Below are 13,715 nucleotides of genomic sequence, written 5' to 3' on the forward strand. Positions count from 1 at the left end.
AGTGGCGTCCCATAGGGGGTTCGAACCCCTGTTACCGCCGTGAAAGGGCGGTGTCCTGGACCACTAGACGAATGGGACGCAAAAGAAGAAATGCGATATGGAGCGGGAAAGGAGATTGACCGGGCTGGCGTTCCAACTCACGACCCTCGCCTACCGTTCCTACGCTTACGATATGGAGCGGGAAAGGAGATTCGAACTCCCGACCCTCGCCTTGGCAAGGCGATGCTCTACCACTGAGCTATTCCCGCTTATCGATGTCGACACCTTCGGCGGCGACGTCATGACCTGGCGATCATGAAGTGGCGTCCCATAGGGGGTTCGAACCCCTGTTACCGCCGTGAAAGGGCGGTGTCCTAGACCACTAGACGAATGGGACGCAAAAGAAGAGATGCGATATGGAGCGGGAAAGGAGATTCGAACTCCCGACCCTCGCCTTGGCAAGGCGATGCTCTACCACTGAGCTATTCCCGCTTATCGATGTCGACACCTTCGGCGGCGACGTCATGACCTGGCGATCATGAAGTGGCGTCCCATAGGGGGTTCGAACCCCTGTTACCGCCGTGAAAGGGCGGTGTCCTAGACCACTAGACGAATGGGACGCAAAAGAAGAGATGCGATATGGAGCGGGAAAGGAGATTCGAACTCCCGACCCTCGCCTTGGCAAGGCGATGCTCTACCACTGAGCTATTCCCGCTTATCGATGTCGACACCTTCGGCGGCGACGTCATGACCTGGCGATCATGAAGTGGCGTCCCATAGGGGGTTCGAACCCCTGTTACCGCCGTGAAAGGGCGGTGTCCTGGACCACTAGACGAATGGGACGCATATTGGAGCGGCCTAGACCGTTCCGGTACTTCAAATTTGGAGCGGAAAAGGAGATCGACCGGGCTGGCGTTCCAGCTCACGACCCAAACTGCCTATCTTGCGCTACCAAAAAATTGGAGCGGGAAAGGAGATTCGAACTCCCGACCCTCGCCTTGGCAAGGCGATGCTCTACCACTGAGCTATTCCCGCACCGTACTTCGCTTGAACCGAGTGGCGTCCCATAGGGGGTTCGAACCCCTGTTACCGCCGTGAAAGGGCGGTGTCCTGGACCACTAGACGAATGGGACGTAATGTCTCGGCTCCGTCGAAGTGGCGCGTATGTTACTGAGCCGGTTTTGAGGTGTCAAGCGATTGATTTCACCGATTTTCGCCACAACCCAATCAAGGCTGGTCAGCGGCCGACAAATGGCCTGTAATGCAGGGCAAGCAGCCGAAGCGAATAGTGCCAAAGCGATGAGGAGAGCGAACATGAGCAAGGTACAGAAGACAGAAGCCGAGTGGCGCGAGCAGCTGACTCCCGAGCAGTACCACGTCACCCGCGAGAAAGGCACCGAGCGGCCTTTCACTGGCGACTATCAGGTTGAGCCGGTCCAGGGCATCTATCACTGTGTCTGCTGCGGCGCCCCACTGTTCGAGAACGAGCACAAGTTCGAGGCCCACTGCGGCTGGCCGAGCTTCGACCGCCCCTTGGCGGCGGCAGCAGTCGAGGAGCATCAGGACGACAGCCACGGCATGCGCCGGATCGAAGTGACCTGCCGCCGTTGTGACGCGCATCTAGGTCACGTCTTCCCCGACGGCCCGGCGGAAACCACCGGCCAGCGGTACTGCATCAATTCCGTGGCGATCACGTTCCACGCCGGCGAATAATCCGCGCCGTCGGTCCACGCCGAGCGGGCAGCCATTCTGGTAGAATGGCTGCCCGCTTTTCGTTGGGCTCGCCCGACAGGCACGACGCAGTCATTGCAGGCATTAAAGTAGGCAGGAGACAGGTATGCTCGGCTGGTATCCCGGACACATGAACAAGGCGCGGCGCCAGATCACCGAGGCGCTGCCGGAAATCGACGTGGTGATCGAAGTGCTCGACGCCCGCCTGCCCTACTCCAGCGGCAACCCGATGCTGGCCGAGCTCACCGAGCACAAGCCGGTCCTCAAGATTCTTTCCCGCGCCGATCTGGCAGATCCCGAAGCCACGAAACAATGGATCACGTTCTTCGACGCGCAGCCGGACAGCCGCGCCATTGCCGTCACCACCACCCAGGCTCGCGAGCTCAAGCAGATCCCGGCGCTTTGCCATGAACTGGCAGGCCAGGTGCGCGCCGACCGCGATGTCCGCGTGATGGTGATGGGCATACCCAACGTCGGAAAATCGACCCTGATCAACGGGCTGGCCGGTCGCAAGATCGCTAAGACCGGCAACGAGCCGGCGGTCACCAAGCGCCAGCAGAAGATTCGAATCGACGGCCGCGTCTCGCTGATAGACACGCCAGGCGTGCTGTGGCCCAAGATCGAGAACCAGGCCAGCGCCTATCGACTCGCCGCCAGCGGCGCGATTCGAGACACCGCGATCGAGTACGTCGATGTCGCCATCGTGTGCGCCGCCGAGCTGGCCAAGCGCTATCCTGAAAGCCTGCGCGAACGCTACAAGCTCGGCGAACTTCCCATTTACGTGCCACCGACCAACGCCGACGCCGTGGACGCCGACGGCCCCAGGCTGGTCGATCTTCAGGCCAGGGCCGGCTTCGACGGGCACGCGATCATGAACGAGATCGCCCGCAAGCGCGGCGGACTGAAGGCCGGCGGCGTGATCAACCTGCATCGCGGTGCGGAAGTGCTGCTGCACGAGCTGCGCGACGGCAAGCTGGGCAGGCTCACCCTGGAACTGCCCGAAGACATTCCCGAGCCCATCGAGGAAACTCTCGACGAGTCCGAAGGCTGATCCCCACCCTGCAAAGGGTGAAATCCTGCCACTTCTGCCCCTTGCGCCGCGCCCGCGCGGCGTTATGCTGGAACATCGGCGACGCAGCCCGCCGAGAAGTACTGCCTGAATGCCCTCACATCGGCCATGAGGCTTCATCCAGTACTTCCCTGACCCTCTAACCTTATCCACCCGCCTGACTTTTTAGGCTGTGCAGCATACGGAAGCCCCATGAACAGCCCCATTCGGAAATCGCACAAGCTCGACAATGTCTGCTACGACATTCGCGGGCCCGTTCTCGATCATGCCAAACGGCTCGAGGACGAAGGTCATCGCATTCTCAAACTGAACATCGGCAACCCGGCGCCCTTCGGTTTCGAAGCGCCTGAAGAGATTCTTCAGGACGTGATGCGCAACCTGCCGACGGCACAGGGTTACTGCGACTCCAAGGGGCTTTACTCGGCGCGCAAGGCGATCATGCAGGAATGCCAGCGCAAGGGGATTGCCGGCGTCGGTGTCGAGGACGTGTTCATCGGCAACGGGGTTTCCGAGCTGATCGTGATGGCGATGCAGGCTCTGCTGAACGATGGCGACGAGGTGCTGATTCCCGCCCCCGACTATCCGCTGTGGACGGCTGCCGCCAATCTGTCCGGCGGTCACCCGGTTCATTACCTGTGCGACGAGGCTGCCGACTGGTCGCCGGATATCGCCGATATTCGCGACAAGATCACCGCGCGTACCCGTGCGATCGTGCTGATCAACCCCAACAACCCCACCGGCGCCGTCTATCCGCCGACCGTGGTCAAGGAGATCCTGACGATCGCCCGTCAGCATGGCCTGGTGGTGTTCTCCGACGAGATCTACGACAAGATCCTCTACGATGGCACCGAGCACGTTTCCACCGGCGCCCTGGCCGAAGACGATCAGTTGGTCGTGACCATGAACGGCCTTTCCAAGAGCTACCGCTGTGCCGGTTTCCGCTCGGGCTGGATGATTCTGTCCGGCGGCCAGGGCAAGCAGAATGCCGAGGACTTCATTCAGGGGCTGAACATGCTGGCCTCGATGCGCCTGTGCGCGAACGTGCCGGCGCAGCACGCGATCCAGACCGGGCTTGGCGGCTATCAGTCGATCAACGACCTGATCCTGCCCGGCGGGCGCCTGCTGGCCCAGCGCGATGTCGTTTACGAGAAGCTCAATGCCATTCCCGGTGTCTCCTGCGTCAAGCCCAAGGGCGCGCTCTACGCCTTCCCGCGGCTCGACCCGGAGATCTACCCGATTCACGACGACGCCCAGATGGTGCTCGACCTGCTGCTGCAGGAGCGCATCCTGCTGGTGCAGGGTACGGCCTTCAACTGGCCGACGCCGGATCATGTCCGCATCGTGACCCTGCCTTGGGCAGATCAGTTGAGCGACGCCATCGACCGCTTCGCCCGCTTCCTGTCGCGCTACCGCCAATGATTCAGGGGCCGCGCATCGCTGCGCGGCCGCTCCCTCCCTCTTGAAACCTATTCGCGAAAATCGTATCTAACGGTTCATAACCGCCTGATTATCCGATGATAACGCATAACAGGCTAACTAAAGCCATCGCGCAAGGCGGTGGTAGCGCTTTCCACGACTGAGGGTAAAGACCGATGATGCGAATCATCCTGTTTCTGGCAACCAACCTGGCGGTGGTGCTCGTCGCCAGCGTCACGTTGCGATTACTGGGCGTCGAGCCCTATCTCAATGCCAACGGGCTGAACATGAACAGCCTGCTGATCTTCTGTTTCGTGTTCGGCATGGCCGGCTCGCTGGTATCGCTGTTCATCTCCAAATGGATGGCGAAGATGAGCACCAGGGCCAGGGTGATCGAGCAGCCGAGCAATTCGACCGAGCAGTGGCTGCTCGATACGGTTCGCGAACTGGCCCAGCAGGCCAATATTCAGATGCCGGAAGTCGCGATCTTTCCCGCTCAGCAATCCAATGCCTTCGCCACCGGCTGGAACAAGAACGATGCGCTGGTGGCGGTATCCCAGGGCCTGCTGGAGCGCATGCGCCCCGAGGAAATTCGCGCCGTTCTGGCGCACGAGATCGGTCACGTCGCCAATGGCGACATGGTCACGCTGGCGCTGATCCAGGGCGTGCTGAACACCTTCGTGATGTTCTTCGCGCGCGTGGTTGCCCAGGTCGTCGACAGCTTCCTGCGTAGCCGTGACAACGAGGGCGGCCTGGGCTTCATGGGCTACTTCGTGGTGGTGATCGTCGCCGAGATCGTGTTCGGGCTGGTGGCGTCGATCATCGTCGCCTGGTTCTCGCGCTTCCGTGAATATCGTGCCGACGCCGCTGGCGCCAAATATGCCGGAAGCGGCGCCATGATCAACGCATTGGCCCGTCTGAAAGCCGAAACCAACCAGCCGGACCAGATGCCGGACTCGCTGACGGCATTCGCCATCACCACCGGGCAGACACGCAAGATCATGGAGAAGCTGTTCGCCAGCCACCCGCCGCTGGACGACCGTATCCGTGCGCTGAAGGAATCCGCCTACCGGGAGTGAGCCGTGATCGAAGCCGGTTCACTTACCGGCCGCCCCATTGGCTCACGCAACGCCCCGCCTCGTGCGGGGCGTTGCGTTTCAGCCATCACGAACTCACCCGATCGTTTGGCATCCGCGCCAATCGATAATGAGAATGGTTGACACTTGGCTTCGGCGAGAGCTTAATTGGTTGATATTATCAACCGATAAGGCGCGACATGTCCGGTACGACAGTGGGTGAATCCCTGCATCAGCTCATGCATGCCTACAAGCGAGCCTTGCGCCAGGCCTATGCCGAGGCCGAGCTGCCACTCACCGTATCCCACATTCGGACGCTCAAGGCCATTCGTCGCCAGGCACCCTGCACTGCCCAGCACATCGCGCATCACACCCAGCGTGACAAGGCCCAGATTACCCGGCTGCTTCGCGACCTGCTCGATGCCGACATCATTGTCAGGACGCCACATCCGGATGACCGGCGCAGCCAGATGCTGTCGCTGACCGCCCATGGCCAAGCCGTATTGGCACGAGTCGATACCTGCGAGCGCCAGGTGCATGCGCGGTTGTCGAGCGGGATGGCACCGGCCGATCTCGAGGCATTCCTGCGGCTGTCGCGGCTGATGATTTCCAACCTGAATTGACCGGAGTCCCGATGCCCAAACCCGCCCCCAGATCTTATACCGTGCTGAACCGCCAACTGGTCACGCCCCACATGCTGCGCCTGACCTTCGGCGGTGAAGGCATGGCAGCCTTTCCTGCCGACCAGGAAAGCGCCTACATCAAGCTGGTCATCCCCACCGGCCATGAGTCGATACCGGAAACCCCGCCAAGCGTGATGCGAACCTACACCGTGCGTCACCAGCGCGACAGCGAAATCGATGTGGATATCGTGCTGCATGAAGACGGCGGCCCTGCCGCGACCTGGGCGGCAGCGGCAACGCCTGGCGACACGATCCTGATCGGCGGCCCGGGACCGGTCAAACGCCTGCCGGAAAACGCCGACTGGTATCTACTGATTGGCGACATGACGTCGCTGCCGGCGATCGGCGCCAATCTGGGAAGACTCCCGCCGAGCGCCCAAGGCCGTGCCATCATCGAAGTGACCAGCGAAGCGGATATCCAGGAACTGGACCTGCCCGACGGCGTGCAGATCGACTGGCTGATCAACCCACATCCCGGCAGTGACAGCGATCGCCTGGTCGACGCCCTGCGCGAATTCGACTGGCGCCCGGGCACCCCGGGGATCTGGGTTGCCTGCGAGTTTTCCGCCATGCGCAAGCTGCGCCGCCATCTGATCGATGAACGCGGCGTGGGCAAGCGGGAGATGTACATTTCGAGCTACTGGAAGCTGGGTACCAGCGAAGACGGTCATCGCGTGGTCAAGCGCGAGGATGCCGACAGGGAAGAGGCCGAGAGCGCCTAGCCCGGCAAGACGCTGGCACGAGCGGCGCTCTCGTTTCGGCTCGGCTATTTGCCGAGCTTGACGCTGAAGCCGAATCCTTCCAGAGCGTCACGAAGGCCGCCCTTGTTCTTCTTCAGCTCGACCCGCAGCGTCTGGAATTCACGCCGGGGCGGATATTCGCGGCGGTAGGCATCGAACCCTGCCGCCATGCCCAGGCGACGGCGATAGCGATCGAACGCCAGCATGTCCCGGCGCACGTCATAACAGGCCCGGGCACATAGCGACAGCGCCTCCAGCGGCGGTGTCCAGCTGTGCAGGACGATCTTGCGCAACCACGGGTCGGGCTTGAGCTGGCCGAGCTTCTTGCGCGCCGGCAAGCCGAAGTGCCGCATGGCCGCCTGATAGATCATTTCCGTGCCCAGCATCTTGCCGTCGACACTGTAGCCCGCGATGTGCGGCGTGCCGATGTCGACCAGCTCGAACAGCGCCTCGTCGATTCCCGGCTCGTGCTCCCAGACATCGAGCACCGTGCGCAGATCGGCCTGTCGCTCGAGCCGTTCACGCAGGGCGTTGCCATCGAGGCAGTCGCCGCGTCCGGCGTTGATCAGCACCGTGCCCGGCTTGAGGGCCTCGATGCGCTCGCGGTTCAGGAGATGGTGTGTGGCATGTTCGCCTTCGGCCACCAGCGGCGTGTGCAGACAGATGATGTCGGCCCGCTCGATCATCACATCCAGGTCCAGGAAATCGTCCCGATTCTCGGCCTCGGCGCGCGGCGGATCGCAGATCAGACATTCGACGTCCAGGTTATCGAGCCGGGTCGCCAGCCGCCCGCCGACGTTGCCGGCACCGACGATACCCACCGTCTTGCCGGAGAGCGAAAAGCCCTCCTCCTCGGAGAGCAGTAGCAGGCTGGAAAGCACGTAGTCGACCACGGATTCGGCATTGCTGCCGGGGGCGCTGGCAAAGCCGATCCCGCGCTCGGTCAAAAGGTCCGTATCGATATGGTCGGTGCCGATGGTGCAGGTGCCGACGAATCTCAGCTTGTCGGCGCCTTCCAGCAGCGCCGCATTCACCTTGGTGATCGAGCGGACGACCAGAATGTCGTGGCCCCGCAGGCTGGCCGCCGTCATCTCGCGGCCGGGCTGGCGAGTGACTTCCCCCAGTTCACCAAAGAATTCTTCCGCCAGCGGAATGTTCTCATCCACCAGGATGCGCATGACTATCCTCTTGTCTCGTTCATCCCGGCGCCAGGCCGGGCCCGGCGATGCGTCGGCTTCGAGCGTGGCACGTCAAAACCGGCGTCGATTTCTGCGGGGCTTGCTTTACAATGGCGCCTGACGCCGGGTTTGCCGCGGAGTTGAAGAACCGCGATGCTCGGCGCAGCCATATTAGGCCGGCCATTCGCGATGAACAAGCGATGAGCACCAAGCAGCAGGAGTCCCCGTGATCGTCCGTTGGGAAAGTGAACATGACTATGTTCTGGTCCATCTGCACCAGGACATGTTTGGCGACTGGATCTACAGCCGTGCCTGGGGCCAGATCGGCACCCAGTACGGCGGCCTGAAACATGCCGTCGCCGACAGCTACGATCAGGCCATGATGTGGATCGATGACCTCTCCCACATCCAGACGGCCCGCGGCTACCGCAAGGTGCTCGAGGCCGACGACGACAGCCCCGAGGGGCGCCAGGCCGTAGCCCAGCTGTCGCTGCTGGACTAGGCCCTGTCCGGCCCGTTCGAGCGGCTAGCTCGCGTGCCGGATGCGGAAACAGTGATGCAGGTTGGCGCGCCGGGTGAAGTCCGGATCGTAGGTCTGGGCGGTGATCTCCTCGACCTGGTAGGTGGACGCCACCACAGCGTCCAGGCTGAACCGCTGCTGGTTGTTCGAGAAGATCAACTCCCCCGCCGGCGCCAGACGTGCCATTGCCAGCTCGATCAGCCGCGCGTGGTCGCGCTGGATATCCAGCGTGCCCTCCATGCGCTTGGAATTCGAGAACGTCGGCGGATCCATGAAGATCAGATCGAACTCGCTGCCCGCGGTTTCCAGCCAGCGCAGGCAGTCGTCGCGCACGACCCGGTGCCGGCTCTGATCGAGCTTGTTGAGCGTGAAATTGTCTCGCGCCCACTCCAGATACGTATTCGACAAATCCACGCTGACGCTGTCGCTCGCCCCGCCCAGGGCGGCATGCACCGTGGCCGTAGCGGTATAGCAGAACAGGTTGAGAAAGCGTTTGCCGCCGGCGATTTCACCCAGCAGCCGTCTTACCGGGCGATGATCCAGAAACAGCCCGGTATCGAGATAGTCCTTGAGATTGACCCACAGTTTAGCGCTCCCCTCTTCGACCACGAAACGGTCGCCGCTGTCGGCCTGCTTGCGGTACTGCGACTTGCCGCTCTGACGCTCGCGCTGCTTGTAGTGGATCTGCTCCGGCCGCACGTCCAGCGCGACGGGAATCGCGCTCAGCGCATCCATCAGCCGACGCTGCGCCTTGCCCGGGTCGACCGATTTCGGCGCCGCGTACTCCTGCACGTGGACCTGATGGCCGTAGACATCGATGGCCAGGGCGTACTCCGGCATGTCGGCATCGTATAGCCGGTAGCAGGATTCTCCGGATTTCTTGAGCCACTTGCCGAGACGCTTGCGATTTTTCTGCAGACGATTGGCAAACATCTGCGCGCCTTCGTTCAGCGTCGTCTCTTTCTGCGCCGATCGAGTTGGCTCGCTGTCACCTTCCGAGTCTGTCCGGCTGGCGATATCGATCAACAGCAGCTTGCAGTCGAGCGGGCCGTTCTTGAACGCATACTGCTTGTGCGCCCGCAGCCCGAGACGATGGCCCAGGTCCGGGTTGCCGGTGAATAGCGCCAGCTGCCAGCCCGGGAACTGCCGGCGCATGCGCTCGCCGAGATCGCTGTAGAGCGCGACCAGTTCCGGCAGTTCCCCCAGCCGCTCGCCATAAGGCGGATTGGTGATCACCATCCCGCTGCCTTCGGCACCGTGCTCGCGAAGCTCGGCCGGGCAGTCGAGCGCTTTCACCGAGCCGCCGGATAGCGTAATCAGCGCAGGGATGCCGGCACGCATGGCGTTGCTTCTTGCCGCCGAGATCGCCTGCGGGCTCTGGTCCAGACCGAACAGGCGCGACCTGGCCCGGCGTCGGCCGAGATCGGCTCGTGCCTGCGCCTCGCGACGCAACTCTCGCCAGGCCTCGGCATCGAAGTCGGCCAGCGCCTCGAAGGCAAAGTGCTCACGGGTCAACTGAGGCGCCACGTCCGCCGCCATCAGTGCGGCCTCGATCAACAACGTGCCGGCACCACACATCGGGTCGACCAGCGGTTCACCGCGCTTGGCCCGCGCCGGCCAGCCCGCACGCACCAACAGCGCCGCCGCCAGGTTCTCCTTGAGCGGCGCGTGGCCGGTATCGCGACGATAGCCGCGCTGGTGCAGACTCGCCCCCACCAGGTCGACCCCCACCAGCAGTTGCCCCTTGTGCAGGTGGGCATACAGCCGAACATCGGCCTCGCGCGGATCGATGCCTGGTCGTTCCCACCCGGCGTCGCGCAGCGCATCGACCACGCCATCCTTGACCACCTGAGCGCCGAATCGCGTATGTCGAATGGCTGCGGATTGGCCATGGAAGTCCACCGCCAGCGTCTGGCCGGGCTTCAGCACCTCCCCCCACGGCAAGGCCTTGACCGCGGCAACGATCACCGCCGGCTCCTCGCAGCCGGTTTCCCGGCCGAGGGTCAGGATTACCCGGTTGGCCAGGCGAGACCAGAGACAGATGCGGTAGGCCGTTTGACGGTCGGCGGACGCATGCAGGCCGGCGACCGTAGTTTTTTGTACCTTGCCCTCGAGATCGGCGATCTCCTCGGCCAGCAGGGACTCGATGCCCCACGGGCAAGTAATATAGAGGCTTAACAGTGAGTTATCGTCTTTCATGGCGGCATCATCCGACCGTTATGAAGCGGTCATATTCCCGTGAGTGCAGTGAAAAAGAGACTTTATGACGAAACGACTATCGACATCGTTTCTCATTTCGACTAAAGCTAGGAGGTGTAGCTACGAAACAACGCATGCGGTTTTGCCTGTCCGGACGTTTTCGCGGGCAGTCGGTCGGAGTTGGCCCAAGGTCGCTCGACAGACTGTGGTTTTCCCTAGGAGATGCACTTGTTCTGACAAGAGGCTACTACACGATGAAACGACAGAAACGTGATCGCAACCAGCGGGCATTTCTCCACGGTTACAAAGCGGGGGTCGGCGGTCGCTCACGCGACGAGTGCCCGAGCCAGGATGTGAATCTGCGCGAAAACTGGATGAGCGGTTGGCGTGAAGGTCGCGGAGACCAATGGGCCGGAATGACAGGCGTTTCGGGCATTCACAAGAACCCGGCGGTAATGACGTAGTTGACACTTACCTCAGTACACTCAAGGCTCGCTACTGGCGGGCCTTTTTATGACGTGTATTTCGCCAGATCCCCTACCTTTCTCGCATGGGCCGCTTCGCACTCAACCCATTACGTTGCCCCCTTTTCTGTCGCCTCACGCTGTCCGGTAAGTTCACCGTGCTACGTCCGCCAGCTTAATCGGGTGCCTGACCGTTATTGAGCTGAGTCGCACGTACACACTCTCCGATCAGCTCCGGCCCGCGATAGATGAAGCCGGTGTAGAGCTGTACCAGATCGGCGCCAGCCTGGCATTTTTCGCTGGCCCGAACGCCGCTATCGATACCGCCCGCGCCAATGATCGGCATCGTCGGCATCAGTTGCCGCAACTCCCTCACCACGGCGGTCGAACTCGCGAACAGGGGCGCGCCCGACAGCCCTCCCGCTTCATGCGCATGAGGCGTTCCCGCCACGTGCTCCCGAGACACCGTGGTATTGGTCGCGATGACACCATCGATCTCATTGGCCTGGAGCGTGTTCGCGACCAGCGCAATCTCCTCGCGCGTCATGTCCGGCGCGATCTTGACCGCCAAGGGCACGCGACGGCCGTGTTCGGCGTCAAGCTTGACCACCTCGGCCTTCAGCGCACTCAAAAGGCCATCGAGATGATCGCCAAACTGAAGGTTGCGCAGCCCCGGCGTGTTGGGCGAGGAAATGTTCACCGTGATGTAGTGGGCGGCACTGTGCGCCTTGCTCAGACAGGCGACGTAATCATCCACCGCGCGCTCGACCGGCGTGGTCAGGTTCTTGCCGATATTGATGCCGATGACACCGTTGTAGCGGCTTTTGCGCACGTTGGCGACCAAATGATCGACCCCCGCGTTGTTGAACCCCATCCGATTGATGATCGCCTGCGGCCCGGTCAGCCGGAACAGACGCGGCTTGGGGTTGCCCTGCTGCGGCTTGGGCGTCACCGTGCCGACCTCGACGAAACCGAAGCCGAGCGCCCCCAGGGCATCGAGATGATCGGCATTCTTGTCGAGCCCCGCCGCCAGCCCGACCCGATTGGGAAAGGTCAGCCCCATGAGATCCACGGATGCCGAAGCCACGTAAGTATCGCCGAGCATGCCGGAAAGATGGGCGCGGTGTGCGACGTCCAGCGCGGTCAATGTCAGGCGGTGGGCGGCTTCCGGTTCCAGCCGGAACAACAGGGATCGAACGAGGGCGTACATGGATAGGTCTCGTCGGTAACGAAAGGGGTCGCTTGCGGCGGGCGAGTATATCCCAACTTCGCCTCTCGGGACGAACCCGACCTTTGACGGCTTCAAGTGCCGGGACAGTTCGAAGCGCCGAAACGGCTCAAAACCTCGAGGCGGTTCGACGTGTCGAGAACGCGAGCGCGAAAACGGTCATGCACGCCGGCCGGATACGAAAAGCCCGGCGCCTTGGCGCCGGGCTTCTCTCTGCCACGCGATTACTGGGTATCGAGTTGCTGAACCCGAAGCGTGTAGTTGTTGGCAGCGTTCATGGCGGAACCGAACCGTTGTCCCTTGACCCAGACACGGTAACGACCGGGCTGCAGCACGGTTTCGATATCGAAATCGCCGACCGCCAGTGAACCTTCGTCGCTGGCGACCGTGTTGCCGTTGGCGTCGAGGACCTTCGCCTGCAGACGATACGTGCCTTCGTTGCCGGGGAAGGTGGAGCTGGTGACCGAGACCGTGCCCGCTTCGGCGACGTCGAAACTCAGCACCTCGCCTTCCTGCAGCACCTTGATATCGGCGACGATCTCGTCGAATGCGTCCGGCATCTGCGGCTCCGGCGGGCGACCTGCGCGCGGCGAATCGGACGTCGCGTCGTCGACGGCAGCCGCCGCCATTGCCACGCCGTTGCCGGGCGCACCGGCGTTATCATTGCGAGTGGCCGGCGGCCTCGAGGCTTCCCCGGTATTGCCGGTGCCAAAGTCGGGCCCGCTGGCTGCCCCGTTCTTGTTGCCGGCCACAGCGAGTTCGTCGGCGGATTTGCGTCCCGGTGCGCTCAACGTCGCCACCTGGTCGCTCTCGTCGACGAAGGCCGTGGTCCGGCCACTGGCGCCAGGGCCGCCGAACATGATGCCGCCGCCGTCATCCATACCACCTGCGTCGCTGGCCACCACCCTACCGCTGGCATCGAGTCGCGCGACATCGATATTGAAGCTGTTGCCACCGGTCTTGGTGGTGCCGAACTTCTGGCCCGAGACCTGCAGGGAGTAATCGCCCGGCTCTAACGTTTCCGTCATCTCGAGACCACCGGTATTACCCAGTCCGGAACCGCTGGCCAACACGTTGCCGTTGCTGTCCACCAGCTTGGCGGAAATCTTGTAGTCATCCGACTCGCCCGGGAGGATCGAGCTGGTGAACTGGTAACGGCCCGCTTCGTCGACGGTGAACGGGTGCTGATGGAGACCGCCGAAGAAGAAGCTGCGGCTATGTGCATCCGAACTGGACTTGAAGAACTTGGTCAGGTCGACCTTGCTGGCCGCTTCCTGGGCATCCTTCAGCGCCTCGCTCTGTGCCAGGACCTGAGTACTGGCACCGGCTAGGCTCAATGCCACGAACAAGGTGGAAAATACGCGATACTTCATGGGGCCTCTCTGCGTTCTGCGACCGAATCGGAGCCAAGCATAACAGAGACACCCCCCGA

At 62.5% G+C, this 13,715-nt stretch carries 12 protein-coding genes and 9 tRNA genes; 8 read left to right on the forward strand and 13 right to left on the reverse strand.

Annotated elements, in window-relative coordinates:
• Nucleotides 1-2 precede the first annotated feature (2 nt).
• From BC443_RS17435 to BC443_RS17475, 9 genes are all read right to left on the reverse strand, one after another.
• Nucleotides 3-78: transfer RNA gene (locus BC443_RS17435), tRNA-Glu, on the reverse strand.
• Nucleotides 79-173: 95 nt separating this feature from the next.
• Nucleotides 174-248 (reverse strand) — tRNA-Gly (locus tag BC443_RS17440).
• A gap of 52 nt (nt 249-300) precedes the next feature.
• A tRNA-Glu gene (locus tag BC443_RS17445) sits at nt 301-376 on the reverse strand.
• 20 nt (nt 377-396) lie between these two features.
• Nucleotides 397-471, reverse strand: a tRNA-Gly gene (locus tag BC443_RS17450).
• A 52-nt stretch (nt 472-523) separates the two neighbouring features.
• A tRNA-Glu gene (locus BC443_RS17455) sits at nt 524-599 on the reverse strand.
• A gap of 20 nt (nt 600-619) precedes the next feature.
• Nucleotides 620-694 (reverse strand) — tRNA-Gly (locus BC443_RS17460).
• A 52-nt stretch (nt 695-746) separates the two neighbouring features.
• Nucleotides 747-822, reverse strand: a tRNA-Glu gene (locus BC443_RS17465).
• 117 nt (nt 823-939) lie between these two features.
• A tRNA-Gly gene (locus tag BC443_RS17470) sits at nt 940-1,014 on the reverse strand.
• Between the two features lie 22 nt (nt 1,015-1,036).
• Nucleotides 1,037-1,112, reverse strand: a tRNA-Glu gene (locus BC443_RS17475).
• Nucleotides 1,113-1,293: 181 nt separating this feature from the next.
• Here BC443_RS17475 and msrB point away from each other — a divergent pair.
• From msrB to BC443_RS17505, 6 genes are all read left to right on the forward strand, one after another.
• Nucleotides 1,294-1,692: a peptide-methionine (R)-S-oxide reductase MsrB gene (gene msrB, locus BC443_RS17480; protein WP_071233168.1), complete on the forward strand. Its 399-nt coding sequence runs from the start codon at nt 1,294-1,296 to the stop codon at nt 1,690-1,692.
• A gap of 124 nt (nt 1,693-1,816) precedes the next feature.
• On the forward strand, nt 1,817-2,761 hold the full coding sequence (gene ylqF / locus BC443_RS17485; protein WP_071233169.1) for a ribosome biogenesis GTPase YlqF: 945 nt from the start codon (nt 1,817-1,819) through the stop codon (nt 2,759-2,761).
• A 210-nt stretch (nt 2,762-2,971) separates the two neighbouring features.
• Nucleotides 2,972-4,198, forward strand: coding sequence for a pyridoxal phosphate-dependent aminotransferase (locus BC443_RS17490; protein WP_071233170.1), 1,227 nt, complete (start codon nt 2,972-2,974; stop codon nt 4,196-4,198).
• 173 nt (nt 4,199-4,371) lie between these two features.
• On the forward strand, nt 4,372-5,274 hold the full coding sequence (gene htpX / locus BC443_RS17495) for a protease HtpX (protein WP_071233171.1): 903 nt from the start codon (nt 4,372-4,374) through the stop codon (nt 5,272-5,274).
• Nucleotides 5,275-5,471: 197 nt separating this feature from the next.
• Nucleotides 5,472-5,894 (forward strand): MarR family winged helix-turn-helix transcriptional regulator, encoded by a 423-nt coding sequence (locus BC443_RS17500; protein ID WP_071233172.1) that lies wholly within the window; start codon nt 5,472-5,474, stop codon nt 5,892-5,894.
• Nucleotides 5,895-5,905: 11 nt separating this feature from the next.
• Nucleotides 5,906-6,676: a siderophore-interacting protein gene (locus BC443_RS17505; RefSeq protein WP_071233173.1), complete on the forward strand. Its 771-nt coding sequence runs from the start codon at nt 5,906-5,908 to the stop codon at nt 6,674-6,676.
• A gap of 44 nt (nt 6,677-6,720) precedes the next feature.
• On the opposite strand, the gene pdxB is transcribed toward BC443_RS17505, so the two are convergent.
• On the reverse strand, nt 6,721-7,872 hold the full coding sequence (gene pdxB / locus BC443_RS17510; protein WP_071233174.1) for a 4-phosphoerythronate dehydrogenase PdxB: 1,152 nt from the start codon (nt 7,870-7,872) through the stop codon (nt 6,721-6,723).
• A 226-nt stretch (nt 7,873-8,098) separates the two neighbouring features.
• Between pdxB and BC443_RS17515 the strand changes: the two genes are divergently transcribed.
• On the forward strand, nt 8,099-8,374 hold the full coding sequence (locus BC443_RS17515) for a WGR domain-containing protein (protein WP_071233175.1): 276 nt from the start codon (nt 8,099-8,101) through the stop codon (nt 8,372-8,374).
• Nucleotides 8,375-8,398: 24 nt separating this feature from the next.
• Here BC443_RS17515 and rlmKL read toward each other — a convergent pair whose 3' ends face one another.
• Nucleotides 8,399-10,591, reverse strand: a complete 2,193-nt coding sequence (rlmKL, locus tag BC443_RS17520) for a bifunctional 23S rRNA (guanine(2069)-N(7))-methyltransferase RlmK/23S rRNA (guanine(2445)-N(2))-methyltransferase RlmL (RefSeq protein ID WP_071233176.1) — start codon at nt 10,589-10,591, stop codon at nt 8,399-8,401.
• 254 nt (nt 10,592-10,845) lie between these two features.
• Here rlmKL and rmf point away from each other — a divergent pair, with 254 nt between their 5' ends.
• A complete protein-coding gene (gene rmf, locus BC443_RS18395) occupies nt 10,846-11,055 on the forward strand; it encodes a ribosome modulation factor (RefSeq protein ID WP_083387499.1) in 210 nt (69 codons plus the stop codon).
• Between the two features lie 175 nt (nt 11,056-11,230).
• Here rmf and BC443_RS17525 read toward each other — a convergent pair whose 3' ends face one another.
• Nucleotides 11,231-12,265, reverse strand: coding sequence for a quinone-dependent dihydroorotate dehydrogenase (locus tag BC443_RS17525; protein WP_071233177.1), 1,035 nt, complete (start codon nt 12,263-12,265; stop codon nt 11,231-11,233).
• Nucleotides 12,266-12,507: 242 nt separating this feature from the next.
• A complete protein-coding gene (locus tag BC443_RS17530; protein ID WP_071233178.1) occupies nt 12,508-13,656 on the reverse strand; it encodes a hypothetical protein in 1,149 nt (382 codons plus the stop codon).
• Nucleotides 13,657-13,715: the final 59 nt, after the last annotated feature.

The sequence above is a fragment of the Salinicola sp. MIT1003 genome, assembly GCF_001858555.1.
Classification (GTDB): Bacteria; Pseudomonadota; Gammaproteobacteria; order Pseudomonadales; family Halomonadaceae; genus Salinicola; species Salinicola salarius.